The organism is Amorphus coralli DSM 19760 (assembly GCF_000374525.1).
Lineage (GTDB): Bacteria > Pseudomonadota > Alphaproteobacteria > Rhizobiales > Amorphaceae > Amorphus > Amorphus coralli.
In genome coordinates this window covers 19477-45909 of sequence record NZ_KB894572.1, presented here as the reverse complement: position 1 = coordinate 45909, position 26433 = coordinate 19477, and the positions used below count along the sequence as shown (strand labels likewise).

General features: G+C 67.8%; 19 protein-coding genes. 10 read left to right on the top strand and 9 right to left on the bottom strand.

What is annotated here, in order from left to right; all coding sequences use genetic code 11:
• Positions 1-72 precede the first annotated feature (72 nt).
• Positions 73-843, bottom strand: coding sequence for a gamma-glutamyl-gamma-aminobutyrate hydrolase family protein (locus C507_RS0108220; RefSeq protein ID WP_018699202.1), 771 nt, complete (start codon positions 841-843; stop codon positions 73-75).
• A gap of 250 nt (positions 844-1093) precedes the next feature.
• On the opposite strand from C507_RS0108220, the gene C507_RS0108215 reads away from it, so the two are divergent.
• From C507_RS0108215 to C507_RS0108200, 4 genes are all read left to right on the top strand, one after another.
• Positions 1094-2191, top strand: coding sequence for a TRAP transporter substrate-binding protein (locus C507_RS0108215; RefSeq protein WP_018699201.1), 1098 nt, complete (start codon positions 1094-1096; stop codon positions 2189-2191).
• A 107-nt stretch (positions 2192-2298) separates the two neighbouring features.
• On the top strand, positions 2299-2838 hold the full coding sequence (locus C507_RS0108210) for a TRAP transporter small permease subunit (protein ID WP_018699200.1): 540 nt from the start codon (positions 2299-2301) through the stop codon (positions 2836-2838).
• Between the two features lie 8 nt (positions 2839-2846).
• Positions 2847-4442 (top strand): TRAP transporter large permease, encoded by a 1596-nt coding sequence (locus C507_RS0108205; protein WP_018699199.1) that lies wholly within the window; start codon positions 2847-2849, stop codon positions 4440-4442.
• A gap of 108 nt (positions 4443-4550) precedes the next feature.
• Positions 4551-8021 carry an indolepyruvate ferredoxin oxidoreductase family protein gene (locus C507_RS0108200; protein ID WP_018699198.1) on the top strand — a complete coding sequence of 1157 codons (3471 nt, stop codon included), beginning with the start codon at positions 4551-4553 and terminating at the stop codon, positions 8019-8021.
• Positions 8022-8390: 369 nt separating this feature from the next.
• Here C507_RS0108200 and C507_RS0108195 read toward each other — a convergent pair whose 3' ends face one another.
• From C507_RS0108195 to C507_RS0108185, 3 genes are all read right to left on the bottom strand, one after another.
• The gene (locus C507_RS0108195; protein WP_156829228.1) at positions 8391-9647 is read right to left on the bottom strand and encodes a L,D-transpeptidase family protein; all 1257 of its coding nucleotides are present in this window, start codon (positions 9645-9647) and stop codon (positions 8391-8393) included.
• A 289-nt stretch (positions 9648-9936) separates the two neighbouring features.
• Entirely contained in the window at positions 9937-10899 is a 963-nt protein-coding gene (locus C507_RS0108190) for an acetyl-CoA carboxylase carboxyltransferase subunit alpha (RefSeq protein ID WP_018699196.1), read from the bottom strand.
• Positions 10900-10961: 62 nt separating this feature from the next.
• The gene (locus C507_RS0108185; protein ID WP_018699195.1) at positions 10962-11900 is read right to left on the bottom strand and encodes a site-specific tyrosine recombinase XerD; all 939 of its coding nucleotides are present in this window, start codon (positions 11898-11900) and stop codon (positions 10962-10964) included.
• Between the two features lie 136 nt (positions 11901-12036).
• On the opposite strand from C507_RS0108185, the gene C507_RS0108180 reads away from it, so the two are divergent.
• From C507_RS0108180 to C507_RS0108170, 3 genes are read left to right on the top strand one after another with little or no spacing between them, the layout of a single operon-like run.
• A complete protein-coding gene (locus tag C507_RS0108180) occupies positions 12037-12648 on the top strand; it encodes a shikimate kinase (protein WP_018699194.1) in 612 nt (203 codons plus the stop codon).
• The gene (gene aroB, locus C507_RS0108175; RefSeq protein WP_018699193.1) at positions 12645-13769 is read left to right on the top strand and encodes a 3-dehydroquinate synthase; all 1125 of its coding nucleotides are present in this window, start codon (positions 12645-12647) and stop codon (positions 13767-13769) included. Before C507_RS0108180 ends, aroB begins: the two co-directional genes overlap by 4 nt.
• On the top strand, positions 13766-15055 hold the full coding sequence (locus C507_RS0108170) for an HlyC/CorC family transporter (RefSeq protein ID WP_018699192.1): 1290 nt from the start codon (positions 13766-13768) through the stop codon (positions 15053-15055). The genes aroB and C507_RS0108170 overlap by 4 nt, the downstream gene beginning before the upstream one ends.
• A gap of 29 nt (positions 15056-15084) precedes the next feature.
• On the opposite strand, the gene C507_RS20765 is transcribed toward C507_RS0108170, so the two are convergent.
• Positions 15085-16500, bottom strand: a complete 1416-nt coding sequence (locus C507_RS20765; RefSeq protein ID WP_018699191.1) for an undecaprenyl-phosphate glucose phosphotransferase — start codon at positions 16498-16500, stop codon at positions 15085-15087.
• 140 nt (positions 16501-16640) lie between these two features.
• On the bottom strand, positions 16641-17480 hold the full coding sequence (locus tag C507_RS0108160; RefSeq protein ID WP_018699190.1) for an O-methyltransferase: 840 nt from the start codon (positions 17478-17480) through the stop codon (positions 16641-16643).
• A gap of 296 nt (positions 17481-17776) precedes the next feature.
• Between C507_RS0108160 and C507_RS20760 the strand changes: the two genes are divergently transcribed.
• The 3 genes from C507_RS20760 to C507_RS0108145 are packed head-to-tail and all read left to right on the top strand — an operon-like array spanning position 17777 to position 21467.
• Positions 17777-19603, top strand: a complete 1827-nt coding sequence (locus C507_RS20760) for an ABC transporter ATP-binding protein (RefSeq protein WP_018699189.1) — start codon at positions 17777-17779, stop codon at positions 19601-19603.
• 5 nt (positions 19604-19608) lie between these two features.
• Complete coding sequence (locus tag C507_RS0108150) at positions 19609-20505, top strand: glycosyltransferase family 2 protein (RefSeq protein WP_018699188.1); 897 nt, start codon at positions 19609-19611, stop codon at positions 20503-20505.
• Between the two features lie 44 nt (positions 20506-20549).
• The gene (locus C507_RS0108145) at positions 20550-21467 is read left to right on the top strand and encodes a glycosyltransferase family 2 protein (protein WP_169508957.1); all 918 of its coding nucleotides are present in this window, start codon (positions 20550-20552) and stop codon (positions 21465-21467) included.
• A gap of 704 nt (positions 21468-22171) precedes the next feature.
• On the opposite strand, the gene C507_RS23055 is transcribed toward C507_RS0108145, so the two are convergent.
• The 3 genes from C507_RS23055 to polA all read right to left on the bottom strand — a co-directional run bounded on the left by C507_RS23055 (position 22172) and on the right by polA (position 26203).
• Positions 22172-22540, bottom strand: coding sequence for an MliC family protein (locus C507_RS23055; RefSeq protein WP_018699186.1), 369 nt, complete (start codon positions 22538-22540; stop codon positions 22172-22174).
• 267 nt (positions 22541-22807) lie between these two features.
• Positions 22808-23113 carry a GIY-YIG nuclease family protein gene (locus C507_RS0108135; RefSeq protein WP_342662894.1) on the bottom strand — a complete coding sequence of 102 codons (306 nt, stop codon included), beginning with the start codon at positions 23111-23113 and terminating at the stop codon, positions 22808-22810.
• A 102-nt stretch (positions 23114-23215) separates the two neighbouring features.
• Entirely contained in the window at positions 23216-26203 is a 2988-nt protein-coding gene (gene polA, locus C507_RS0108130) for a DNA polymerase I (protein WP_018699184.1), read from the bottom strand.
• Positions 26204-26433 lie beyond the last annotated feature (230 nt).

The window sequence follows — 26433 nt, the reverse complement described above, 5'->3', positions numbered from 1 at the left end:
GCCGCACGCGCTCTGTCACTGCGACCGAAAGGCGAGTGCGCCGTCCAATATTCCCGCAACCGAATTGCGCCCTCAGGCGGTGGCCGGCGATCCGGCCCTGGCCGCCGCATAGGCGCGCGCGGCGTCGCCGAAGGCTTCGAACAGCCGCCGCGACGGCGGATCGGTCCGGGCCCAGAATTCCGGATGCCACTGGACCGCAAGCGCGAAGGCCGAAGCGTCCTTTACCCGTACCGCTTCGATGGTGCCGTCCGGGGCACGACCTTCGACGATCAGCCGGTCGGAAAGCGCGAACACCGCCTGGCGATGCAGCGAGTTCACCATGAAATCGGTCTCGCCGATGAGCCGCGCGAGCTCCCCCTCGGGATCGAGCGACACCTCGTGGCTCAGCTTGAAGCGAACCGCGTTGTCCTCGTGCTCCGGCGGGCGGTGGTCCATCCGTCCCTCGATGGCATGCACGGCCGGATGCAACGTCCCGCCCAGCGCCGCATTCAGTTCCTGCATGCCGCGGCAGATCGCCAGCATCGGCACACCGCGATCAACGGCCCGGGCGATCAGGTTCAGCGACACCGCGTCCCGGGCCCGGTCGTAGGGTTCGGCCTCCTCGGTCGGCGATCCACCGTAGCATCCCGGATAGACGTTCGATTTCGACCCCGTTGCCAGAACACCGTCGGCACGGTCGAGGAGCGCATCGACGTCGAGCGGATCATCGAGCGCCGGAACCACCACCGGAACCCCGTGCGCAACCTCCGCGACAGCTTCCAGATACTGGGTGGGGGTGGCCACCCATACATATTTGTCGAACGCGCGCTGGTCCGACGTGACGAGAATAAGGGGGGCTGACATCCTGTCCGGCCTGCCTTTTCGCTGGTGAGCGTCTGAGCGATTTCCCGTCCACCGGTCGGTTTCGGCGCCGCGGCGCCTCTCGATGCTGCGACTGGTTCAGAAATCTGCCCAATTCCGTTTCCGACCCTTGTCGGCTCCCGGAACATGCGGTTTATATCGGAGCACGGGGCGTAAAGAGAACCGCCGTCTTGCAGGTTCCTGACAGGCGAGCGAACCACACGCCACCGCGCAACCAACCGGGAGGATACCGATGGATCGCCGTTCCTTTCTGAAATCGGCAGGTGTGGCCGCCGGCGCCACCGCCGCGTCCGCCACGCTGGCCGCGCCTGCCATTGCCCAGGGCAAACAGGAGTGGAAGCTGGTCACCACGTGGCCGAAGAACTTCCCCGGCCTGGGCACCGGCGCCCAGCGCTTTGCCGACTCCATCACCGCAGCCACCGACGGCCGCATCACGGTGAAGCTGTTCGCCGCGGGCGAGTTGGTGCCGCCGTTCGAATCGTTCGACGCGGTCCAGAACGGCACCGCCGACATGTATCACGGTGCCGAATATTACTGGCAGGGCAAGCACCCGGCCTTCGCCTTCTTCGCGGCCGTGCCGCTCGGCCTGACCGCCGGCGAGCAGGACGCCTGGGTGCAGTGGGGCGGCGGCCAGGAACTCTGGGACGAGCTGTCGGCCGGCTTCAACATCAAGCCGTTCCAGTGCGGCAACACCGGCGTCCAGATGGGCGGCTGGTTCCGCAACGAGATCAACACCGTCGAAGACCTGCGCGGCCTCAAGTTCCGCATGCCTGGCCTCGGCGGCGAAGCGCTGCGCCAGCTCGGCGTGTCGGTGATCAACCTTCCCGGCGGTGAAATCTTCCAGGCCCTGCAGTCCGGCGCCATCGACGGCACCGAGTGGGTGGGTCCGTGGAACGATCTGGCCTTCGGCTTCTACAAGGTCGCCAAGTTCTACTACTACCCGGGCTTCCACGAGCCGGGCCCGACGCTGGGCGTCGGCCTGAACAAGGGCGTCTGGGACGGCCTGTCGGATTCCGACAAGGCGATCGTCACCGCCTGCGCCCGCGCCGAAAACAACAACATGTACGCCGAGTTCATGGCGAAGAACGGCCAGGCGCTCTCGACCCTCATCAACGAGCACGGCGTCCAGCTGAAGAAGTTCTCCGACGAGATCTTCGACGCGTTCGGCGCTGCCTCGGAAGAGGTCGTGGCCAAGGTCGCCGACCACGATGACCTCGGTAAGCGGATCTACGACAGCTACATCAAGGCCCGGAAGGACCTTGCTGGCTGGACCGACATTTCCGAGCAGGCCTACTCCATGGGCCGCAGCCGGATCATCGGCAAGGAATAGGCCGCCCGGCCCATCCGCTCACGACGGCGCGGCGGACCGCTGCCGCGCCGTTCCCCCTGATGACGCGTCCCGCCGCCTCCGCCGGCCGGTCTCCACAGGACAGTCTCATGCGTGCCATCGCCCTGGCGATCGACGCCATCAATCTCTGGACCGGCAGGATCCTCGCCTGGCTGGCGCTTGCCGTCGTGCTCGTGCAGTTCATCGTCGTGGTGATGCGCTACGTGTTCGGCGTCGGCTCCATCCAGATGCAGGAGCTGATCATCTACCTGCACGCCTTCCTGTTCATGCTGGCGGCCGCCTACACGCTGCGCGTGGACGGGCACGTGCGCATCGACATCTTCTATCGCGAGGCTTCGCCCCGCCGGAAGGCATGGGTCAACCTGCTCGGCTGCCTCTTCTTCCTGATGCCGGTCTGCACCCTGATCTTCTGGATCAGCTGGCCTTACGTTTCCAACTCCTGGGCCATCCTGGAAGGCTCCCGCGAATCCTCCGGCATTCCCGGCGTCTTCCTGCTCAAGACCGCCATCCTCGTCTTCGCCGCGCAGCTCTTCCTCCAGGGGCTTGCCATGGTCATCCACTCGATCCTGGCGCTTGGCGGCGACAGGGACGAGCTGGACGCCCTCACCATTCCCTCCGCGACGCCCTGAGCGCCCCCATGTCGTTCGACGATTTCGCGCATATGCTCGACCTCCTGATGTTCGTCGCCGCGTGCGTCGTGCTCCTGTCGGGCTTCCCCGTCGCCTTCACCCTCTCCGGTATCGCGCTGATCTTCGGCCTGATCGGCATGGTGTTCGGCGTCTTCGACATCGCCTTCTTCGCCGCCCTGCCGCAGCGCATCTTCGGCACCATGACCAACGAGGTCCTGGTCGCGGTGCCGCTGTTCATCTTCATGGGCGTGATGCTGGAGCGCTCCCGCGTCGCCGAGGAACTCCTCGACACGATGGGCAAGCTGTTCGGCCACATGCGCGGCGGCCTCGGCCTGTCGGTGGCCATCGTGGGCGCCCTCCTGGCCGCCTCCACCGGTATCGTCGGCGCTACCGTGGTCACCATGGGCCTGCTGTCGCTGCCGACCATGCTGAAGCGCGGCTACTCCCCAAGCCTCGCCTGCGGCTCCATTGCCGCGGCCGGCACGCTGGGCCAGATCATCCCGCCGTCGATCGTGCTGGTCGTGCTCGGCGACCAGCTGATGAACGCCTATCAGAAGGCCCAGCTCGACATGGGGATCTTCTCCCCGGAGACGGTCTCGGTGGGCGACCTCTTCGCCGGCGCGCTGATCCCGGGCCTGATGCTTGTGGGCATGTACATCGCCTATCAGATGATCGTTGCCCTGATCTGGCCGGACTCCAGCCCGGCCATGCCGCCGGAAGAAGGCGAGCACGTCACCCTGTCCAAGGTGCTGCACGCGCTCGTCCCCCCGATCGTGCTGATCGTTTCGGTGCTCGGCTCCATCCTGGCCGGCGTCGCCACCCCCACCGAGGCCGCCTCGGTGGGCGCCATCGGGGCGCTGCTGCTCGGCGGGTTGCGCATCAATCCGGACAGGCCCTGGCCGATCTATCTTGCCGGCCTCGCCGTGATCGGCCTCCTGATCCTCGTCTCCACCGTCGATATGCGGATCAACCGGACGGTGATCGGCACCGGCGACATGATCGCCATCTGGATCGCCTTGGCCCTCTGCCTCGTGGTTGCCGTCGGCGTTGTCATCGCGCTCCTGCGCGTGCTGCGCGCCGGCGTGCTGCAGCCGGTTCTGGAAGGCACCACCCAGATCACCTGCATGGTCTTCGTGATCCTGATCGGCGCCGCGCTCTTCTCCCTCGTCTTCCGCGGCCTCGGCGGCGAGGAGATGGTGGAGGAGTTCCTGTCGAACCTGCCGGGCGGCACCATCGGAGCGATCCTCGCGGTCATGCTCCTGATGTTCTTCCTCGGCTTCTTCCTCGACTTCCTGGAGATCGTGTTCGTCGTGGTGCCTCTGGTGGCGCCGGTTCTCCTGATGATGGAGATGCCCAACGGCGAACCGATGAACCCGGTCTGGCTCGGCATCATGATGGCCGTGAACCTGCAGACTTCGTTCCTGACGCCGCCGTTCGGCTTCGCGCTCTTCTACCTGCGCGGCGTGGCGCCGCCCGAGGTGAAGACCATGTCGATCTATTCCGGCGTGATTCCGTTCGTCTTCATCCAGATGCTGGCCCTGCTGATCCTCTGGTACCTGCCGGAGCTGTCCACCTGGCTGCCGACGGTGATCTACGGAAGCTGAGGCCGAGCCCTCATTTCGGAAAAACAGGCACCGATTCGGGTTGACCGGCATCGGCTCGGGCTAGACTCTTTCCAGACTGCTCGTGTCCTCCGACCGAAGGCCCCGCCGATGGCTCCGCGTTCCGTCACACTCGACGAGAAGTACGACCTCTCCGCCGACCGCATCTTCGTCTCCGGCACCCAGGCGGTGGTTCGGCTGACGCTGATGCAGCAGGCGCGGGACGCGGCGCTGGGCAAGCACACCGCCGGCTACGTCACCGGCTATCGAGGCTCGCCGCTCGGCGGCCTCGACCAGCAATTTGCCCGGGCCGGCAAGCGCCTGTCCGAGGCCGGTGTGCTCTTCCAGCCGGCACTCAACGAGGATCTCGCCGCGACCGCTCTGTGGGGCACCCAGCAGGCGGAGCTGCGCGGCACCGGGCGGTATGACGGCGTCTTCGGCGTCTGGTACGGCAAGGGACCCGGCGCCGACCGCTCGGGCGACGCCTTCCGCCACGCCAACCTTGCCGGCACCTCGCCCTGGGGTGGCGTGCTCGCCCTGATGGGCGACGATCATACCTGCGAATCCTCCACCACCGCGCACCAGTCCGAATACGCCTTCGTCGACGCAATGATCCCGATCCTCAGCCCGGCGGGCGTGCAGGAGGTGCTCGACTACGGGCTGATGGGCTTCGCCTTGTCGCGCTTCGCCGGCACCTGGGCAGCCCTCAAGTGCGTCAAGGACACCATCGAATCCACGGCGTCCATCGATGGGCGCCTGGACCGGCTCGACATCGTGCATCCCGACGTCCCGATGCCGCCGGGCGGCCTGTCGATCCGCCCGGGCTTCGATGCGCTCGGCCAGGAAGAACGCCTCCACCGGCACAAGATTCCGGCGGCGATCGCCTTCACCCGCGCCAACCGGCTCGACCGGATTGTGGCGCGCGGCGGCCGCACGCCTCAGCTCGGCATCGCCTCGCTGGGCAAGAGCTGGCTGGACGTTCTGGAAGCGCTCGACCTGCTTGGCATCGACGAGGTCGGCTGCGCCGATCTCGGCGTCCGGCTCTACAAGATCGGCTGTTCGTGGCCGCTGGATCCGGAAGGCGTCGGCGAGTTCGCCGAAGGCCTGCCGCGCATCCTCGTGGTGGAGGAGAAGCGCGGCCTGGTTGAGGGCCAGCTCAGGGAGATCCTCTATTCGCGTTCGGAGCGCCCGGTCATCGAGGGCAAGCGCGATGCCGGCGGCGCCTGGCTTTTCCCCGCCAACGGCGCGCTCGATGCGCCGATGATCGCCGAGGCGATCGGCACCCGCATCGTGGAGTTCACCGGCAACGAGGCCATCGCAGCCCGTCTGGAGAAGGTTCGCGCCGCCCGTAGGCGGTTGGCATCAACCACCGATATCGCATCGCGCCGGCCCTATTTCTGCGCCGGCTGCCCGCACAACTCCTCGACCGTGGTGCCCGACGGCAGTCACGCCTTCGCCGGTATCGGCTGCCATTTCATGTCGCAATGGATGGACCGCTCCACCGAGGGCTTCACCCAGATGGGCGGCGAGGGCGCCAACTGGATCGGCGAGGCGCCCTTCTCCGAGACGCCGCACGTCTTCCAGAATATCGGCGACGGCACGTTCAACCATTCCGGCATCATGGCGATCCGCGCGGCGAAGGCCGCCAGCGTCACCATGACCTACAAGATCCTCTACAACGACGCCGTCGCCATGACCGGCGGTCAGGCCAACGATGGCGGCCTCACCGTCGGCCAGATCGCGGCGGAAATCGCTGCCATGGGTGTCGATCGGATCGCCGTGGTCAGCGACGAGCCGGACAAGTATGGCGGCGGCTGGCCATCCGGAACGAGCGTCCACCACCGCGATGATCTCGACGAGGTGCAGCGCGATCTGCGCGAGATCCCCGGCCTGACCGTTCTGATCTACGACCAGACCTGCGCGGCGGAGAAGCGGCGCCGGCGCAAGCGGGGTACCTTCCCCGATCCCGATCAGCGCGTCCTCATCAACGAAGAGGTCTGCGAGGGCTGCGGCGACTGCTCCGTCCAGTCCAACTGTGTTGCCGTGCAGCCGGTGGAAACCGAGTTCGGGCGCAAGCGCCAGATCGACCAGTCCAACTGCAACAAGGACTTTTCCTGCCTGAAGGGCTTCTGTCCCTCCTTCGTCACCCTGCACGGCGCCCGGCCCCACGAGAAGGCGGCGGCCGCGCCGTATGAGACCGATGCCGACGCATTGCCCGAGCCGGCGCTTCCCGGCCTGCACGCGCCGTATGGCATTCTCATCACCGGCGTGGGCGGCACCGGAGTCGTCACCATCGGCGCCATCGTCGGCATGGCGGCGCACCTTGAGGGGAAGGGCTGCGGCATCATCGACATGGCCGGCCTCGCCCAGAAGGGCGGCGCCGTGACCAGCCATGTGAAGCTCGCCCCCGCCCCGGAGGATCTGCACACCATCCGCGTCGGGGCCGGCGGAGCCGACCTCGTGCTCGCCTGCGATATCGCGGTGGCCGGCATGGCAAGGCAGCTCGGCGCCATCGATCCCGGGCGCACCCGGATCGTCGCCAACACCCACGAGCAGATGCCGGGCGAGTTCGTTCAGGATCCGGACTTCTCGCTGCCCACCCGGCGGGTGGTGAAGGCGCTCGGCGATGCGGCCGGCCCTGAGCGGGCTGTCTTCTACGCCGCGACGGAGATTGCCACGGCCGTCTTCGGCGATGCCATCGCCGCGAACATGATCATGCTCGGCGCGGCCTACCAGCTGGGCGCGCTTCCGCTTTCCTCGCTCTCCATCGAACAGGCGATCGCGCTCAACGGCGTCGCGGCGGAGATGAATCGGGCAGCATTCCGCTTCGGCCGACGCCTTGTCCTCGACCCGTCCGTGGCGGAGGGTTTCGAACGCGACGCCGCGTCCAGCCCGGCACTGGAGCACCGCAGCCTGTCCGCCTCCACCGAAGAGGTGATCGATCGGCGGGCGGAGATCCTTGCCGACTACCAGAACGGTGCCTATGCCGAACGCTACCTGAAGCGCCTCGACCAGATCGGCCGGCACGAGACGCGGGTCCGGCCCGGCAGCACCGACCTGGTCGAGACCGTCGCCCGCTCTCTCTTCAAGCTGATGGCCGTGAAGGACGAGTACGAGGTGGCGCGGCTTTATTCCTCGCCCGCCTTCCGCGCGCAGATCAACGCGCAGTTTGCCTCCTTCGAGCGGATCGAACTGCACCTGGCGCCGCCCCTTCTGTCGCGGACCGATGCACGCACCGGCAGGCCGGAAAAGCGGACCTTCGGCCCCTGGATCCTCAAGGTGATGCCGGTGCTGGCCTGGGCCCGCCGCTTCCGGGGCACCCCGCTTGACGTCTTCGGCCGCACGGCGGAGCGGCGTCTGGAGCGCCGCGTGCTGACCGAGTACGAGGGCATTCTCGACGAGATCGTCAGCGGGCTGACGGCGGAGACGTTCGACGCGGCCGTCGCACTCGCCGCCTACCCGGAGAAGATCCGGGGCTACGGCCCGGTAAAGGAGGCGTCGATCGAACGCGCCCACGCTACCCGCGCCGAGATGCGCCGCGTGTTCCGCTCACCTGTCCGCCCTGCGGAGGCGGCAGAGTAGGGTTTTTCTTGCCCCTCTCGCCGAGTGCGCTTGCGCGCACCGGCTCCGGGTGGGCGCCCTGCCGGGCGGCGGACGGTCGTCCGCTGGCGGAATGATGGGTTACACCGAGACCAACCCCGCACTCCGCTCATTCCGGCGAAGGGCGGAAAACCGGGGGAACTTGGCGAGAGGATGGGCGCAGCCACCGGCAATGGACCTCATCCTACCGCACCGCTCACAGCAGACTCAGTACCTGGACGCCGGCATTGGCCGGCATGAGCGGGTGACTTGGTCGAACGCATTGCCGCAAAAACGAAAGCCCCGCGGTCCACAGGACAGCGGGGCTTTCTGATTCCGTTGTCGGACCAGACAGGTCCGGTAAGCCGGCCCTTAATTCCAGGGCAGCACCGAGTTGACCCGCCCGAAGGCCTGGCCGATGCGGCCGATGGCACCGGAGCCCTCCTGCTCCTCGGGGGCCAGTGCCAGCGCGGTCGACTTCGCGGCCGCGTCACCACCGTCCTCGGCGCCGACCGGAGCCGGGGCCACACGGGCACCGGACGCGATCGGCGAGGGAGCCGGCACCGGGACACCGGAGGCGATCTGCATCATCCGCGCCGCGTCATCGGTCGGCTCGTCGGCCGCAGGAACGCCGGCCGGAGCAACCGTCGGGGCCTCGGAGGGCGCCGGGCTCATGCCGGCCGCGCCATCGGTCTTGTCCTTGCCGCCGCCAATCAGACCGGCGATGGCCGACCTGCGGGCTTCCCAGTCTTCCTGGCGCTGCTCCTTGCGCTCCTGGGCAGCGAGGATCTGCTGGGTGCGCTCCTGGTCCTCACGCTGCTTGGAGGCAACGGCGATCCAGATATCCTGCGGGACCTTGTATTCCGGGCACGCGGACGAGGCGCGGAAGGACTGGCCGTTCGGGGCCTCGGCGTTGAACACGTACTTGTGCCCGCACACAGCCACCTGCGGCTCGCGGTGGGTGACCTCGAAGTGGTCGTAGCCTTCCTTCAGCATCGACCAGAACGGCATGTTCTCGTCGTCATGATGCTTGGCCAGGTTCTCCGGCGTCATGCGGAAAGGATAGGCCTGCACCTGGAACGCCCGCTGACCGCCGCGGAAAGCCTCGCGACCGAGCGCGTAGATCTCCTCGATCTGCTCGTCTTCCATGGCGTAGCAGCCGCGCGAGGAGCAGTCGCCGTGCACCATCAGGAAGGAGCCGGTGCGGCCCAGCGAGGCGTCGTACGAGTTCGGATAGCCGAGATTGAACGCCAGGTGGTAGCTGGAGTTCGGATTCATCTGGTGCGGATAGATCGTGTAGAAGCCCTCGGGCGACTGGCGGTCGCCCTCCTTCTTCTTGGGACCCAGGTCGCCGGACCAGGCGCAGATCTCGTAGGTCTCCAGAAGCGCGAACTTGCCGTGGCGGTTTTCCTTCCAGACCTCCAGCTCGTTCTCTTCCTTGAAGATGCGTACCAGGATCGGCGAGGTCGGCGACATGTTGAGCCGCTGGATCTTCGCCTGCATGGCCGGGCTGAGCGGCTTCAGATGCTTCGGCAGGTCGGAGACCTGACAGCCCGCAACGGCAAGGCCGATGGCCGCGGCGGCAACAAGCCCGCGCCACTTCGACAGGATGCCTTGGCTCAAACTCACGGCAATCACCCTTCGGTTCGATCCGGGTTCCGCCTCGCTCGGGGCGGATCGGACCCGTTCCAGGGAACCGGCACTCGGTCTGCGCGTTCGGTCGATGAGACCGATCCGGCGGGACGGCTCTCCGCCGCCACCCGGTCGCCAACCCTACCCGGTCCAGGTTGCGAAACAGTAACCGTGTTTTCGGGGGCTCGCGCAACCCGCTCCCGAGCGCACGTGCGCCGGTTTCCCATCACATTCGATCACACCGCAATTGCGGCGGTGTTGTGACCTGAGGGGGTCGCGCCGGTCTCTAGCGGTCCAGCGTGCGACCAATGGCCAGGAACTTGTCCCGGCGCGCCCGCTTCAGCGTCGCGGCATCCTCCACCACCAGCGTCGACAGCGCGGTTTCCAGCGTGGTGCCGACCGCCTCGATCACCGCCTTCGGATCCCGGTGGGCACCGCCGAGCGGCTCGCCGACGATCTCGTCAATGACCTTCAGCTTCAGGAGGTCCTGCGCGGTGATCTTCATATTGGTGGCCGCGTCCTGCGCCTTGGACGATTCCCGCCACAGGATGGAGGCCGCTCCTTCGGGCGAGATCACCGAGTAGATCGCGTGCTCCAGCATCACGACCCGGTTGGCCGTGGCCAGCGCGATGGCACCGCCCGAGCCGCCTTCACCGATGATGACGGACACGTTCGGCACGCCCAGCGCGAGGCAGGCCTCGGTGGAGCGCGCGATGGCTTCCGCCTGGCCGCGCTCTTCCGCGCCGATGCCCGGATAGGCGCCGGCGGTATCCACCAGGGTAATGACCGGCAGCTTGAACCGGTCGGCCAGCTTCATGATGCGCACGGCCTTGCGGTAGCCTTCCGGCCGCGCCATGCCGAAATTGTGCTTCAGCCGGGTCGCCGTGTCGTGCCCCTTTTCCTGGGCCAGAACCGCCACCGGCGTACCGCGGAAGCGGCCGAAGCCGGCCGTGATCGCGGCGTCCTCGCCAAATGCCCGGTCGCCGGACATCGGCGTGAAATCGGTGATCAGCGCATCGATATAATCGCGCGCGTGCGGCCGGTCGGGATGGCGCGCCACCTGCGTCTTCTGCCAGGGCGTCAGCTTGGCGTAGATGTCCTTGAGGGCCTGCTCCGCCTTCGTCTCAAGGCGGGCGATCTCTTCGTCGACGTTGACCGAGCGTTCGTCACCGGCGCCCAGGGCGCGCAGCTCCTCCAGCTTTCCGACGAGGTCGGCAACCGGCTTTTCGAACTCCAGAAAGTAATGCATGCGGTCCGTCGGATCCTTGGCGGTCGGGGTCGGCGGGACCGTGGGACCGGCCGACCGGGAAGTCAAGCTGCGGGGTGGGCGAGCGGATGATGCTCGCCGACAAGCCTGGCCAGCCGTTCGGCCAGAACGTGCGTGTAGATCTCCGTGGTACCGATGTCGGCATGGCCCAGGAGCTGCTGCACGACGCGCAGGTCGGCGCCGTTCTGCAAGAGGTGGCTGGCGAAAGCATGGCGAAGCACATGGGGCGACACCCGCGCCGGCGCAATGCCCGCGTCGATGGCGATGTCCTTGAGGTCGCGCGCGAAGGCCTGGCGCGTCAGGTGGCCGCTGTCGCTGTCGGCGGGGAACAGGTGCCGGCTTTTCGCCAGCCGCGGGTTGGCGTCGCGCAGGGTGCGGAACGCCGTCATGGCCTCGCACGCCGAACCGGTGAGCGGCACGACGCGTTCGCGGCCGCCCTTGCCGCGCACAAGCAGCAGCGGATCGCGCACCCGGCTCGCCGACGCCGGCAGCGAGACAAGTTCCGAGACGCGCAGGCCGGTGGCGTAGATGAGCTCCAGCAGCGTGTAGGTGCGTTGCGCCTTCAGCGCCTTGGGCGCCGAGAGCCCGGGCCGGTCGGCCGCCGTCCGCGCCGTGGCGATCAGCCTGTCCACCTCTTCAACCGACAGGATCTTCGGCAGCGGCCGCACCCGCTTCGGCCGCTCCACCTTGCCGGCGGGATCGTCGGGACGGTCGCCCTCGCCATGCAGGAAGCGGTAGAAGCGCCGGATCGCGGAGAGATGCCGAGCCTGGCTGGAGGCTGCGAAACCGCGTTCCGCGAGATCGGCGAGATGCGCGGAGACATCCTCGGCGCGCGCGCGGTCGAGCGCCTGTCCGCGCGCTTTCAGAAAGCGGGCGAAGGCCTCCAGGTCGCGCCGGTACGCCGCCAGCGTGTTGTGCGATGCACCGGCCTCCACCGCCATCACTTCCAGAAAGCGCTCGATGTCGATCGCGGAGCGATCCATTGGCATTCCATCGTTGTCCACACCCGGCCCCTGCCGCCGGCATCGTCCATGAACCTAGGCCGCGAGGCTTGACAGGTCGTTAGCCGCACCTTTCAACCGGTAGACCGTGCCGATGCCAGCCGAGCGAGCCCCTTTCGTGTCTTCCGCCCAGAGCCCGACCGCCGACGCAGACCGCTCCAGCGCGCGGATCGTGGCCGGGCTCGGCACGCGCTCCATCGTTCTGGTGGGCATGCCGGGGGCCGGCAAGACCAGCATCGGCCGCCGGCTCGCCACCCTGCTCGGCATTCCGTTCGTCGACGCCGACCACGAGATCGAAGCCGCCGCCGGAATGGCGATCACCGACATTTTCGAGGTCCACGGCGAAGCCGCCTTCCGCGACGGCGAGCGTCGGGTGATCCAGCGGCTCCTCGGCGAGGGTCCGCAGGTGCTCGCCACCGGCGGTGGCGCCTTCATGAACGCCGACACCCGCGCCGAGATCGCCCGGGCCGGCATCTCCGTCTGGCTGCGCGCCGACCTCGACACGCTCATGCAGCGCGTGCGCCGCCGCAACCACCGCCCGCTCCTGGCCCGCGACGACGCCGAAGACGTCATGCGCCGACTGCTGGCCGAACGCGAGCCGGTCTTCGCCCTCACCGATATTCAGGTCCCCTCGCGCGACGCGCCGCACGAGACCGTCGTCGCCGCACTGGCCGATGCGGTGGCCACCCACCTGTCTGCCCTCGAACACCGCCAGGAGTTTCCCGAATGACGACCGACACCGCCTACCTGCGCACTGTCAGCGTCGATCTCGGGGACCGCAGCTACGAGATCCTCATCGGCCCCGGCCTCGTCGCCGAGGCAGGACGCCACGTGGCCCGCGTCGCTCCGGGAAGCCGGGTGCTGGTGGTCAGCGATGAAGCGGTCGCGGACCGGCACCTGGATGCCCTGCGCGCGGGCCTGTCGGACGGCGGCGTGGCCAGCGAAGCCTTCACCGTCCCGGCCGGCGAGGCGTCCAAGTCCTTCGTCATGTTCGAGAAGGTCGTGGATGCCATCCTCGCTGCCCGGCTGGAGCGCGGCGACATCGTCATTGCGCTCGGTGGTGGCGTGGTGGGGGACCTGGCCGGTTTCGCGGCCGGGGTCGCCCGTCGCGGGATGGGCTTTGTCCAGGTTCCGACATCGCTTCTCGCGCAGGTGGACTCCTCCGTCGGGGGCAAGACCGGCATCAACTCTCCGCACGGCAAGAATCTCGTCGGCGTTTTCCACCAGCCGAAGCTGGTGCTCATCGACACCGATCTGCTCGCCACCCTGCCGGAGCGTCATTTGCGGGCCGGCTACGCCGAGGTGGTCAAGTACGGCCTGATCGACGACCCGGACTTCTTCGCCTGGCTTGACGACAACTGGCCCGCCGTCTTTGCCCGCGAGGCGGCACTGGCCCGCGCCATCGAACTGAGCTGTGCCGCCAAGGCCAGGGTGGTGGCCGCCGACGAGCGCGAGCACGGCAACCGGGCCCTTCTCAATCTCGGCCACACATTCGGCCACGCGCTCGAGGCCGCGCTGGGCTACGGCGACACGCTGATCCACGGCGAGGCCGTGGCCATCGGCATGGCCATGGCGTTCCGCTTTTCCGTCGTTCTCGGCCTCTGCCCGCCGGAGGACGCAATGCGTGTCGAGCATCACCTCCATGCCGTCGGCCTGCCCACCGACCTGGCGGCCCTGCCCGCCGAGGTCCGCGATCTCGACCGGCTGATCATGCTCATGAGCCAGGACAAGAAGGTTCAGCGCGGAACGCTGACATACATTCTCGTCCGCGGCATCGGTAAGGCCTATATCGCCCACGATGTCCCCCGCGACGCTGTCGCCGATTTCCTCGAGGATGAACTCGCCCGATGAGCGCCCTTCAACTCTGGATGATCGCCGGCGCGATCGTCGTCCTCCTGATGTTGTCGGCCTTCTTCTCCGGCTCTGAGACCGCCCTGACGGCTGCCTCGCGCGCCCGCATGCATCAGCTCGAAAAAGCCGGCGACAAGCGCGCCGGTACAGCCGGTCGGCTGATCGAGATCCGGGAGCGGCTGATCGGCGCGCTCCTGTTCGGCAACAATCTCGTCAACATCCTCGCCTCGTCGCTGGCGACCAGCGCCTTCATCATGGTGCTCGGCGATGCCGCCGTCGCCTATGCCACGCTGCTGATGACCTTCCTTGTTCTGGTCTTCGCCGAGGTGCTGCCGAAGACGTGGGCGATTTCCAGCCCGGACCGGTTCGCCGTCGCCGTGGCGCCGATCCTGCGCGTCGTCGTCATCGTGTTCGGACCGATCACCACCGGCGTCCAGATCTTCGTACGCTGGCTGCTGCGGCGTTTCGGCATCGACGTGGACGCCTCGCTCGGCATCTCGCCGCACGAGGAGATTCGCGGCACCGTCGACCTGCAGCACTATCAGGGCGGTCTCCACAAGGCGGAACGCGACCGTCTTGGCGGGCTTCTCGACCTCGGCGAGCTCGAGGTCTCCGACGTGATGAAGCACCGCACCGCCATGCAGATGCTCAACGCCGACGAGCCGGCCGCTCAGATCGTCGAGCAGGCTCTTGCCAGCTCCTTCACCCGCCTGCCGCTCTGGCGCGGGGAAACGGAGAACATCGTCGGCGTGCTGCATGCCAAGGACCTGCTGCGCGCCCTGCATGCTGCGTCCGGCGACGTGGACAGCCTGGATATCCTTGCCATCGCCCGACCGCCCTGGTTCGTGCCCGACACCACCAACCTCCACGACCAGCTCAACGCCTTCCTGAAGCGCAAGTCTCACTTCGCCCTCGTTGTCGACGAGTACGGCGAAGTGATGGGTCTCGTGACGCTGGAAGACATCCTCGAGGAGATCGTCGGCGAGATCTCCGACGAGCACGACATCGTCGTTCAGGGTGTCCGGCCGCAGCCCGACGGGACGCTTCTGGTGGACGGTGGTGTTTCGATCCGCGATCTGAACCGCGGCCTGGACTGGAATCTCCCCGACGAGGAGGCGACCACCGCGGCCGGCCTGGTCATTCACGAGGCGCGCATGATCCCGGAGGAGAAGCAGGCCTTCACCTTCTACGGCGTCCGCTTCGTGGTGGAGAAGAAGGAGCGCAACCGCATCACCCTTCTCCGGGTTCAGCAGGTTCCGGATGAGGAACTGCAGGCCGGAAGCTGAAGCGGGCCGGGCCGGTCTCAGCCGCACCGTCAGTAGGCGTTCTCGCGCCTGAAAAGAACGACGAAGGGCGTGATCAGCAGGATGTAGAGGTCGAGCCCGATCGACCACTTGTCGACATATTCGATGTCGTAGCGGATGCGCATCCTCAGCTTTTCCGGGCTGTCGGCCTGGCCGCGCCAGCCGTTCACCTGCGCCCAGCCTGTGATGCCCGGCTTCACCCGGTAGCGCTGCATGTAGTTCTTGACGGACCGGTCGAAGGGCTCGTTGCCGAGCATCGTGCCTTCCGCATGCGGGCGCGGTCCGACCAGCGACATGTCGCCCTGCAGGACGTTCACGAACTGCGGAAGTTCGTCGAGGCTGGTGCGCCGCAGGAATCGGCCGACACGGGTCACGCGCGGATCGTCCCTGGTCGTCTGCCGCGCGCCGATCACGTCGGCCATGTCGGAGCGCATGGTTCGGAACTTGTAGATGGTGAAGATCTCGCCGTTGAACCCGGCCCGCGGCTGACGAAACAGAACCGGACCGGGACTGGTGACGCGAATGGCCAGGGCGATCGCGGCATAGACCGGCAGCAACACCAGGATGAGCAGCAGCGAAAGCACCTTGTCCTCGATCAGCTTGGCAACCCCGGCCCAGCCGAAATGCGGCTGGTCGAGAAGGCGCGGCAGCGGAATGCCAGCAAGCGAATAGGATTCACGCTGGAAGACCCGCCACATGATGAGGTCGGGCGCCAGCAGAACCAGAACCGGGTACCGGTCGAGCTGGTTGGAAATGGACAACAGCCGGTCGACGGCGTTCAACGGGAGGGCAAGGATCACGGTGTCGATTTCGCCGCGGGCGGCGGCCTCTTCCAGCTCGGCCAGTCCGCCGAGCCGGGGAATGCCATCGTAGTTTTCCGGCACGCGGTCGAAACGCTCGTCGAAGAAGCCGACGACCTGGAGGCCGGGATCGCGCACCGCCTGGAGATATTCCATCAGCAGCTGGCCCTGATCGCCGCCGCCGAAGATGGCCGCTCGCCGGATCAGGCCGCCCTGCCGCATCATGCGCCTGACGAAGAGCGCAACGGCAACCCGCATCCCGAGCAGCATGGCAAAGGACATCGACACCCAGGCCAGGACCCAGATGCGGGAGAAGGTCTCCGATTCCTTGAGGGCGAAGGCGACGGCCGCAAGCACTGCAACCGTCGACACCACCGCAACGCCCACCTGCAGGATGAGGCGGGGCCGGACCCGGTGCGGCTGGTCGTTGTAGACCCGGTTCAGCCAGAGAAACCAGCTGCAGATAACGGCACCGAGGAGGATCGCCAGTCCGTATTCGCCGTGCAGTTCGACCGCCACGCCGGGATAGACGAGGTAAGCGAAGAAGCCGGCGGCCACGACCACGAGGAAATCGAGCACCCGAAGCAGTTCGGTGATGTGCTGAAGGCGAAGCGGCGAACGTGTCATGGCGCGGTCTCGGTCGGACCTCCGGCTGAGGTATCGACCCGCAATACGCAGGTCCCCTCGCTTCTATTTCGCCGGAAAACCTTGCAACCTCCTGAACAGGCGCGGGCGCCCGCGCCACCATTCCCTGTAGTCGCGGCCGGCTACGGCGCCAGCACCGAATAGAGCGCCGGCGTGACGGTCGGGTGACCTTCGGGCGGGCCGGAATAAAGTGCGATTCCCATCGTGTAGAGGTCAATGACCACGGAAAAGCGGGGATCGCGGCAGACGTCGGCCCACGCCCGCTTCATGCCGTCCGACCAGCGGATATCGTCGTAGACGACCACCGCGCCTTCGACGCAGCGCGCCAGGATCTTGTCGGTATAATCGAGCGTCGGCTCGTACTGGTGATTGCCGTCGATAAAGGCCATGTCGATGGGCGCGGCCTCATCGATCGCGCCATCCAGCGTGTCTTCGAACAGGCCGACCCGCGTCACGATGGAGGTCAGGCCCAGCTCCGCGTGCAGCCGTTCGGCAACCCGCAGACGGTAGGGCGACACGTCGAGCGTGAGGATGCGTCCGTCGCCGCTGCCATCGGCGAGACCGGCGCCCAGGAAGGCCGCCGAAACGCCGATATTGGTGCCAAGTTCGAGCACCGAGGACGGCTTCAGCCGGGAGGTCAGGGCGTACAGCAGCAGCGCCTGGCTCGGCGGCTTGCTGACCGCGCAGGCATCCGCCACCGTCACGCCCTCGTCGAAGGATCCAGCTGGGCCGAGGCTCCCGTCGTCGAGCGGGCTTGTGTCCGCAGCCCGCGCCGCCCGGGCCGCTTCCAGCCTGCGAATGGCGGCCGGCGGGTCGGTCTTGATCGCATAGACGGCCAAAACCGCGTCAGCCACCGCCTTCGTGCGTGGATCGCCGTCCGAGCCGAGCCTCTCCAGCATGGCACGGTCGCGCGCCGAGAAACCCCGGCGGACCATCCGCTTCACCGAACCGAGGACCGACATAGCCCCTCCGTTGCCTTATGCCGGCGCGCAGTTCCCTGCGCACCAAGCCAATCGCCGCGCACCTTCTAGACCCGTTTCCCCCGGGGCTCGACCGTTTTCAGCAGAAAGCCGTGATTTTTGCTGCGCGGCGGGCCGGGCGCGGCTAAGGTCGCGGCCTGCGCATCGACGCTGCGCAGTTTTGCGCAGAGGTGCGCAGAAGCGCGCGATCCTGCGCAGGCGCCGCCCGGGCTCCGCCGCGCGCGGCCTTTCACGACCGGGGTCCCGCCCCCGCCATCAGAGACGTCTCCACGCGGTCCATGACCAGCCACGCGCCGAACGCCGAGACCGGCAACGCCTCGCTCCTGTCGCTGCTGATGCGGTTCTACCGGCACCTCTCCGCCCGCCGGCGCAAGCAGCTCGGGCTGCTCGTCTGCCTGATGCTGGCCGGTGCCATGGCGGAGCTCTTCACGCTCGGCGCCGTAGTCCCGTTCCTCGCCGTCCTGTTCGGCACGGACGTGGCGCAGCAGGGGGGCACGGCCGGCTTCCTGGAGAACATCGTTCCGGCCGCCATGCTCGCCTCCGGCCAGGCCGTCTACGTGGTGAGCTTCGCGCTGATGGGGCTGGCGCTGGTGGCGGCGACGACCAGCGTCGTCATGTACTGGGCGGTCTACAAGTTCGTCTTCGCCGTCGCCAACGACTTCGGCATCGACGCCTACCGCAAGACGCTCTACCAGCCCTACACCTTCCACGTGAACCAGAACTCCAGCGACGTCATCGCGGTGACGAACTCGGTGCAGATCCTGCTGTTCTACGTGCTGCAGCCCTTCTTCGAGGCCTTTTCCGCGGCCTTCGTCGCCACCTTCATCATCGCGGCGCTGCTGCTCATCGACGCCTCCAGCGCGCTGATCGCCGGCTCCGCCTTCGCGATCATCTACCTGATCATCACCCGGCTGGTGAAACCGCAGCTGGGCACCAACAGCGTGCGCATCGCCGCCGCCCAGACCGACCGCGTGAAGTGCGTCCAGGAAGGGCTCGGCGACATCCGCGACATCCTGCTGGACGGCACCCAGGAGGCCTACGTCGCCAAGTTCGCCGCCGTGGAGACCGGTCTGCGGAGGGCCCAGGCGACCAACCTGTCGCTTGCCGTGCTGCCGCGCTTCGCGGTCGAGGGCATCGGCATCTGCGTCATCGTCGGGCTGGCGCTGTGGCTGAGCCAGTCGGAAGCCGGCATCGTCGCCTCGCTGCCGGTGCTGGGCGCCCTGGCGCTGGGCGCGCAGCGCCTGCTGCCGCTGGCGCAACGGGTCTATGCCGGATGGAGCCGCGCCACCGGCAGCCGCTCGGTGCTTCTCGACGTGCTCGTCTTCCTCGACCAGGAGATCCCGCCGGAATACCGCGCCGAGCGACCGGCCACCCCCCTGCCCTTCCGTGACGCGATCCGCTTCGAAGGCCTGACCTTCCGCTACTCCCCCGAGGACGCGCCGGTGCTCGACCGGATCGACCTCACCGTTCAGCGCGGCGAGCGCATCGGCATCGTCGGCAAGACCGGCTCCGGCAAGTCGACCCTGATGGACCTGATGATGGGCCTCATCGAGCCCACCGAGGGCGCCATCCGCATCGACGATGCCGTGCTGGACCGCGACAACCGCCGCGCCTGGCAGGAGCAGATCGCCCACGTGCCCCAGGCGATCTTCCTCTCCGACGGCACCATCGCGGAGAACATCGCGCTCGGCCGCCCGCGCGAAGCCATCGACATGGAGCGGGTGCGCGCCTGCGCCGACCGCGCCCAGCTCACCGACCTCCTGGCCAAGCTCCCCGACGGCTTCGACAGCATCGTCGGCGAGCGCGGCGTGCGGCTTTCCGGCGGCCAGCGCCAGCGCATCGGCATCGCCCGGGCCCTCTACAAGCGGGCGAGCGTGCTGATCTTCGACGAGGCGACCAGCGCGCTCGACACCGACACCGAACAGCAGGTGCTCGCCGCCATTGCCGGGCTGGAGCGTGCTGACTACACGATGTTCTTCATCACGCATCAGCGCGCGTCGCTGGCGCTCTGCGACCGGATCGTCGAGCTCGGCGGCGGTGACATCCTCTCCGTCACCACTCCCGGCGATGCCGCGCCGGCAGACATGACCGACCGGACCGGGTAACGCGCATGGCCTCCGTTTCCATCGTCATCATCACCTATGCCCGGCCCGACCTGCTGCGCACCGCGGTCGCCTCCTGCCAGACCCAGACCTCGGCCCTTCCCGGCGGCTTCGAGATCGTCGTGGTGGACAACAACCCCAAGGCCACCGCACGGCCCGTTGTCGACGAGCTGGCCGCCGCGGCCCCCGTCCCCGTCCGCTACGTGCACGAGCCCGCCCCCGGCATCCCGAGCGCCCGCAACGCCGGCATCCACGCCAGCGACGCGCCGTTTATCGCCTTTGTGGACGACGATCAGACGCTGTCCCCCGACTGGCTGGAGCTGATGACCCGCGCCTTAGAGACGCAAGAGGTCGACTGCCTGTTCTCCAACGTCGAGCCCGTCTACTCCGACCCCGACCTGTCGCCGCCCCAGGCCATCGCGGACTCCTACCGGCGCTTTCCGGGCGGCCGCGGGTCCGGCGGAACCCTGTTCCGGCGCGCCACCTGCGCCACCGACGCCGAGCCCTTCGACCCGGCGATGCGCTTCACCGGCGGCTCCGACACCGATTTCTACACCCGACTCGACGGGCGCGGCTGCCGCTTCGGCTGGTGCATGGAGGCGATCGCCTACGAGTTCGTGCCGGCCGACCGGGTGCGGCTCGGCTACGTCATGCAGCGCCAGTATGCCGGCGGCCAGCACTTCGCCTGGACGAAGATCCGCTACGCCTCCTCGCCCGTCCTGACGGCGGCGACCGTCTTCGCGAAGGCGGTCCTGCAGACCGGCGGGCTGGGCGTGGTGACGCTTCTGAGCCCGCTGATGGGCCGCGAGCGGCGTGCCTACCTGCTGTTGCGGCTGTCCGGCGCCGTGGGCAAGCTCTGCTGGCCGCTCAAGTTCGAGCTGCGCCGCCGGCCCACCACCGCCTGATGCCGGCCGGGCGCGACGGATCGCAGCGCATCGGATCGGTCAGCGTGATCGTGCCGACGCTGCGCCGCCCCGAGAGCCTTTCCCGCGCCATCATGTCGCTTGCCGCGCAGACGGAGCTCGATGGACGCCACCTGGAGATCCTCGTCGTCGACAACGCGCCGGAGGGCGGAGCCGACGCGGTCTGCGCCGGGCTTCCAATGCCGGACGGCACGACGCTCAAGGTCATCCCCGAACCGCGGATGGGCGTCGCCACGGCCCGCAACGCCGGCCTCGCCGCTGCCACGGGCGGCATCATCGGCTTCCTGGACGACGATTGCACCGCGCCGCCCGACTGGCTCGCCACCCGTCTCGCCTGCCTGGAGGAGACCGGGGCCGACGCCCTGTTCGGACCTCGCCACGCGCTTCTGGAGCGGCGGCCGGAGACCGACGCCGCCTGGTTCGAGGACGCCTTCACCCAGGATCTGAAGGTGGCCTCGGGAACGCCCGTCGCCGACCGGTGCGACTATCTTCCGCTGACCGGATCGCTGGTACGCCGGGTCGCCCTCGGCGACCGATTGCGCTTCGACCCGCGCCTCGACCGGACCGGAGGCGAGGACATCCTCTTGTTCAAGGCGCTGCGGGAAGCGGGCGCGCGGATGATCTGGTGCGACGCCGCGCCGGTGGTGGAGCACGTGCCGGAGGCACGCCTAGATCCCGCCTACGTGCTGAAGCGGCGCTATGTCAGCGGCCAGATCCGCTGTCTCGTGCCGTCGCTGCTGGATCCGCCGGGACGGCGCGAGATCGCCGCGCAGATGGTCAAGGGCGCGGCGCAGGTGGCGCTCGCCGGGCCGCTCGCGCTCGCCGGCCGGATGGCGCGCGGCCGATGGCCGGCGCGCCTCACGACGGTCGCCCTGTCGGGCCTCGGCAAGCTCACCTGGTGGCGCACCGGCCCGCACTTCTACGGCGACGGCCACGTGGGGTGATCCCTTTGTCTCTCACGCCGAACTTGCTTGGTTTTATTCCCCTCACGCCGAATGCGCTGCGCGCACCGGCTCCGAAAGGGCGGCCTCCGGCCGGCATGCGGTCGCATGCTGGTGGCTGTGATGCGGCTGGTGCTGGGTGGGCGGCCTCCGGCCGACACGCGGTTGCATGCTGGTTGGTGAGATCAGGACAGGCCCAGATCGTTTCCCTCCGCACCCGCCCCATTCTCCGCTCATCCCCGCGAAAGCGGGGATCCATGGGGCCTGGCCGTCAAAGCTGAAGCGTTTCGTAAAGATCGCGCCACTCGCCGTCGCGCGAGATCATCCGTCCTTCCGACGTAGGAGGTGCCGGTGCGCCGGCTTGCGAGGATGTAGACACAGAAGGCCATTGCGCGAGGACACCCTGCGGGCCCATTTCATACCGCCCGAGTTTGGCGCCACCTCCCTATGGATCCCCGCTTTCGCGGGGATGAGCGGAGTTTGGGGTAAGCGCCGGGCGCAAAAGTGCTCAGCCTAACCTCCTCACGCCACCAGCGCGCGACCGCGCGCCGGCCGAGATCAACGGACATTCGGTCGAGACCGAATGTCCAAGGAGTTGATCGATCTTTAGGACGAGCAACCTTCCCGCGTCCGGCCGGACGCGGGGTTGCTCTCAGGCCGCCCGCCCGGAGCCGGTGAGCGCAAGCGAACGCGGCGTGAGGGGAAACCTAACCCTTCGCCTTGCACTCCACAGGGGTCTGGGAGTCGGTCATCAGGTTGGTGAGGGTGGCGTCGTCCTTACCCTTCGCCCACCAGATATACTGGTCGCCCGCATACTTGGCGCCGGAGGCGGCGAGCACGTTGGCGGCGACCACGAACTCGTCCTTGAAGGTCAGAAGCGCGATGGAGGTGGGGCCGGCGTTGATGTACTCGACCTCGACCTGCTGATCGAGGCAGGTGTAGGTGGTCTTGGTCGAGGTCGCCTTGTCGGCGCCCGGCACCTTGAAGGAGACGGTGGCGGACTGGTCGGCGGCGACAGCCGGTGCGAGCGGCGCGAGGGCCAGGGCTGCGGCCAGGCCAAGGGCAAGCGTCTTCATCGATCCATCTCCTGTTTGGTCTTTCCGCAAAGCCGGACGGAAAACCGGTTCCCACTTTTCCTGGCTTTGCTCCTCACTCCGCAAAGCCGGACGGAAAACCGGTTCCCACTTTTCCTGGCTTTGCTCCGGCACTCCCACTGGAATCGCAAGTTCGGGCGGATGGCGGCAAGGGAATTTTTCCGCCATTTCTGGATGGAAGAGTTTCTCCCGCACCCACCCCAATCTCTGCTCACCCCCGCGAAAGCGGGGGTCCATAGGGCCTGACCGTCAGAGCGGAAGCGTTTCGTAGAGATCGCGCCACTCGCCGTTCTGTTGAGGTACCAGGGCGATCTTCCATTCCCGCCGCCACTTCTTGATCTGACGCTCGCGGATGAAAGCGGCTTCCCGGCTGTCGTGGACCTCGTACCAGACCAGGGTCTTAACCCGGTGCGTGCGGGTGAAGCCCGGCAGGGCGCCGGTCTTGTGCTCGTAGATCCTGCGCGCGAGGTCGTCAGTCATCCCCACGTAAAATGTGCGGTTACGCCGGCTTGCGAGCATGTAGACATAAAAGGCCATGGCGAGACGATAGCCCACATTTCCCTCTCATCCCGCCTGAGATTGGCGCGACCGCCCTATGGACCCCCGCTTCCGCGGGGGTGAGCGGAGTGTGGGGCGGACCCTTGGGCACACGCGAAATTAGTGCGCATCCGCCCACGTTTCCGCGGCCTTGGCCTCCACCTCCAGCGGTACGGACAGCGCAACGGCGGGGGCGGCCGCGCCTTCCATGATCTCGCGGACCAGCGCGATGGTGGCGTCGACCTCGCCGTCCGGCACCTCGAAGATCAGTTCGTCGTGGACCTGCAGGAGCATGCCGGCCGACAGCTTCGACTGGGCAAGCGCCGGCTCCAGACGGATCATCGCCCGGCGGATGACGTCGGCCGCGGAGCCCTGGATCGGTGCATTGATGGCGGCGCGCTCGAAGAAGGCCCGCATGGACGGGTTCTTGGTGTCGATTTCCGGATAGTGCGCCTTGCGGCCGAAGATGGTGGTCACGTAGCCGTGGGTGCGCACGAAGGTCTTGGTCGCCTCCATGTAGTCCCGGATGCCGGGGAAGCGCTCGAAATAGCGCTTGATATACTCGCCCGCCTCGCCCCGCGCGATGCCGAGCTGGTTGGCCAGCCCAAAGGCGGAAATGCCGTAGATGATGCCGAAGTTGATCGCCTTGGCGCGCCGCCGGATCATCGGGTCCATGCCCTCCACCGGCAGGCCGAACATCTCGCTGGCCGTGAGCGCGTGAATGTCGAGCCCGTCGGCGAAGGCCTGCTTCAGCTGCGGGATGTCGGCGATGTGGGCGAGCACCCGGAGCTCGATCTGGCTGTAGTCGGCGGCGACTAGCTTGGTGCCCGGCGCGGCGACGAAGGCGGAGCGGATGGCGCGCCCGGTCTCCGTGCGGATCGGGATGTTCTGCAGGTTCGGCTCCGACGAGGAGAGCCGGCCGGTGGAGGTGGCCGCCATGGCGAACGAGGTGTGGACCCGGCCCGTCTCGGCGTTCACGAAGGTCGGCAGCGCATCGGTGTAGGTCGACTTGAGCTTCGACCACTGGCGCCATTCCAGGATGCGGGAGGGAAGCTCGTGGCCTTCCGCCGCGAGATCCTCCAGCGCCTGCGCACCGGTGGCCCAGGCGCCGGTCTTGGTCTTCTTGCCGCCGGGAAGGCCCATCTTGCCGAACAGGATATCGCCGAGCTGCTTCGGCGAGCCGACATTGAAGGGCTCGCCGGCGAGCTCCTGGATCTCCTCCTTCACGGCGGCCATCTTCTGGGCGAAGTCGCCGGAGAGCTGCGACAGGACCTGCCGGTCGATCACCACGCCGCGCCGCTCCATGCGGGCGAGCACATCGATCAGCGGCCGCTCCAGCGTCTCGTAGACGGTGGTGACGCGGTCGGCGACGAGGCGCGGCTTCAGCACCCGCCACAGCCGGAGCGTCACGTCGGCGTCCTCCGCCGCGTAGGCGGTCGCCCGGTCGAGCGGCACCTGGTCGAAGGTGATCTGCGCCTTGCCGGTGCCGCAGACGTCCTTGTAGGCGATGGGCGTGTGGCCCAGCCAGCGCTTGGACAGCTCGTCCATGCCGTGAGCGCGCACGCCGGCATCCAGCGCGTAGGAGATGAGCATGGTGTCGTCGAAGGGCGCCACCTCGATGCCGCAGCGCGCCAGAACCAGCCAGTCATACTTCATGTTCTGCGCCACCTTGAGGACGGAGGGGTCCTCCAGCAGCGGCTTCAGGCGGGCGATGGCGTCGCCGTAGGGAATCTGGCCCTCCACGAGCGCGCCTGAATCGAACAGGTCGGCGCTGCCGGAGCGGTGGGTCAGCGGGATGTAGCAGGCGCGGCCGGGGGCAATGGCGAGCGAGACGCCGACGAGATCGCAGCTCATGGCGGTGAGCGAGGTCGTCTCGGTGTCGACGGCGACGACGCCCGCCTCGCGGGCCTCGACGATCCAGCGGTCGAGATCCTCCAGCGTGCGCACCGTCTCGTAGGCGGAGGTGTCGACGGGCAGGGCAACGGCCTCGGCCAGGCGCTTGGCGGCCAGGCCGGCCGCACCGGGAAGCGCATCGCCGCCGGCAAGAGCCGCGGCCGAGGGTGCCTCGTCCGCGACCGGCGCGGCCACGCCCTCGGGCAGCTCTGAATAGGCCGGATCGGCCTCGATCTCCGAGGCCTCGATCTCGAAGGTCTCCGCCGCGCGGCGGGTGATGGTGGTGAATTCCATCGCCTTGAGGAAGCCGACGAGGGCCTGCGGGTCAGGATCGTGGACGGCGAGATTGTCCAGCGGCACGGCGACGTCGACGTCGCAGACCAGGGTAACGAGCTGCTTGGAGACGCGGGCGAGGTCAGCGTTCTCGATGAGCTTCTCACGGCGCTTGGGCTGCTTGATCCCTTCCGCCCGGGCGAGAAGCTCCTCCAGCGAGCCGTACTCGCCGATGAGCTGGGCAGCGGTCTTGACGCCGATGCCGGGCACGCCGGGCACGTTGTCGGTGGCGTCGCCGGCCAGCGCCTGGACGTCGACCACCTTCTCCGGCGGCACGCCGAAATACTCCACCACCTCGTCCGGGCCGATGCGGCGCTCGGGACGGAAGGAGCCACGCTTCTTCTCGCCCGATGCCGGGTCGTACATGGAGATGCCCGGCCGGATGAGCTGCATCAGGTCCTTGTCGGCGGAAATGATGAGGACGTCGGCGCCGGCCTCCTGGGCCTGGACGGCATAGGTGGCGATGAGGTCGTCGGCCTCGTAGCGGTTCTGCTCGATGGGGATCATGCCGAACGCCTCGACGGCGGAGCGCATCAGCGGGAACTGCGGCACCAGGTCCTCGGGCGGATCCGGCCGATGGGCCTTGTAGTCGGGATAGATCTCGCGGCGGAAGGACGCCTCGGACTTGTCGAAGATGATGCCGAGATGGGTCGGCCGGATGCCGACCGCCCCCTCACGGATGAACTGGAAGAGCTTGGTGCAAAACAGGCGCACGGCGCCGGTGGGCAGCCCGTCGGAGCGGTAGTTGTATTTCCGGTCCTGGTTCATGGACTGGAAGTAGGCGCGGAAGACGAAGGAGGAGCCATCCACCAGGAAGACATGGTCGCCGGCCTTCGGCGCGCGCGGCGTGAACGGGGTCGCTTCTCGGGTCACTGTCGCCATGTCGGGATGATGCCTTCGGGTCGGATCGGATTGAAGGGCGAATCTGGCCGCCGTGGACCGTCTTTTACCCCTCATTAGGGATGCGCGCACACACTCCCGGCACAAAGCGCGCGATCGCGAACGATGGCGACGCGCCGCCGTTCACTCCGGATGTATGCGGCGGGACCACAAATCGCCACATCTCGCCCGCATCCGGTGGTCGGCCGCGCGCACACGATTCCCGCGCGGCC

Bases quoted from the DNA above. Each gene is read 5' to 3' on its own strand.
- C507_RS0108220 (WP_018699202.1), bottom strand. From the start codon at position 843: ATGTCAGCCCCCCTTATTCTCGTCACGTCGGACCAGCGCGCGTTCGAC.
- C507_RS0108215 (WP_018699201.1), top strand. From the start codon at position 1,094: ATGGATCGCCGTTCCTTTCTGAAATCGGCAGGTGTGGCCGCCGGCGCC.
- C507_RS0108210 (WP_018699200.1), top strand. From the start codon at position 2,299: ATGCGTGCCATCGCCCTGGCGATCGACGCCATCAATCTCTGGACCGGC.
- C507_RS0108205 (WP_018699199.1), top strand. From the start codon at position 2,847: ATGTCGTTCGACGATTTCGCGCATATGCTCGACCTCCTGATGTTCGTC.
- C507_RS0108200 (WP_018699198.1), top strand. From the start codon at position 4,551: ATGGCTCCGCGTTCCGTCACACTCGACGAGAAGTACGACCTCTCCGCC.
- C507_RS0108190 (WP_018699196.1), bottom strand. From the start codon at position 10,899: ATGCATTACTTTCTGGAGTTCGAAAAGCCGGTTGCCGACCTCGTCGGA.
- C507_RS0108185 (WP_018699195.1), bottom strand. From the start codon at position 11,900: ATGGATCGCTCCGCGATCGACATCGAGCGCTTTCTGGAAGTGATGGCG.
- aroB (WP_018699193.1), top strand. From the start codon at position 12,645: ATGACGACCGACACCGCCTACCTGCGCACTGTCAGCGTCGATCTCGGG.
- C507_RS0108170 (WP_018699192.1), top strand. From the start codon at position 13,766: ATGAGCGCCCTTCAACTCTGGATGATCGCCGGCGCGATCGTCGTCCTC.
- C507_RS20765 (WP_018699191.1), bottom strand. From the start codon at position 16,500: ATGACACGTTCGCCGCTTCGCCTTCAGCACATCACCGAACTGCTTCGG.
- C507_RS0108160 (WP_018699190.1), bottom strand. From the start codon at position 17,480: ATGTCGGTCCTCGGTTCGGTGAAGCGGATGGTCCGCCGGGGTTTCTCG.
- C507_RS20760 (WP_018699189.1), top strand. From the start codon at position 17,777: ATGACCAGCCACGCGCCGAACGCCGAGACCGGCAACGCCTCGCTCCTG.
- C507_RS0108150 (WP_018699188.1), top strand. From the start codon at position 19,609: ATGGCCTCCGTTTCCATCGTCATCATCACCTATGCCCGGCCCGACCTG.
- C507_RS23055 (WP_018699186.1), bottom strand. From the start codon at position 22,540: ATGAAGACGCTTGCCCTTGGCCTGGCCGCAGCCCTGGCCCTCGCGCCG.
- polA (WP_018699184.1), bottom strand. From the start codon at position 26,203: ATGGCGACAGTGACCCGAGAAGCGACCCCGTTCACGCCGCGCGCGCCG.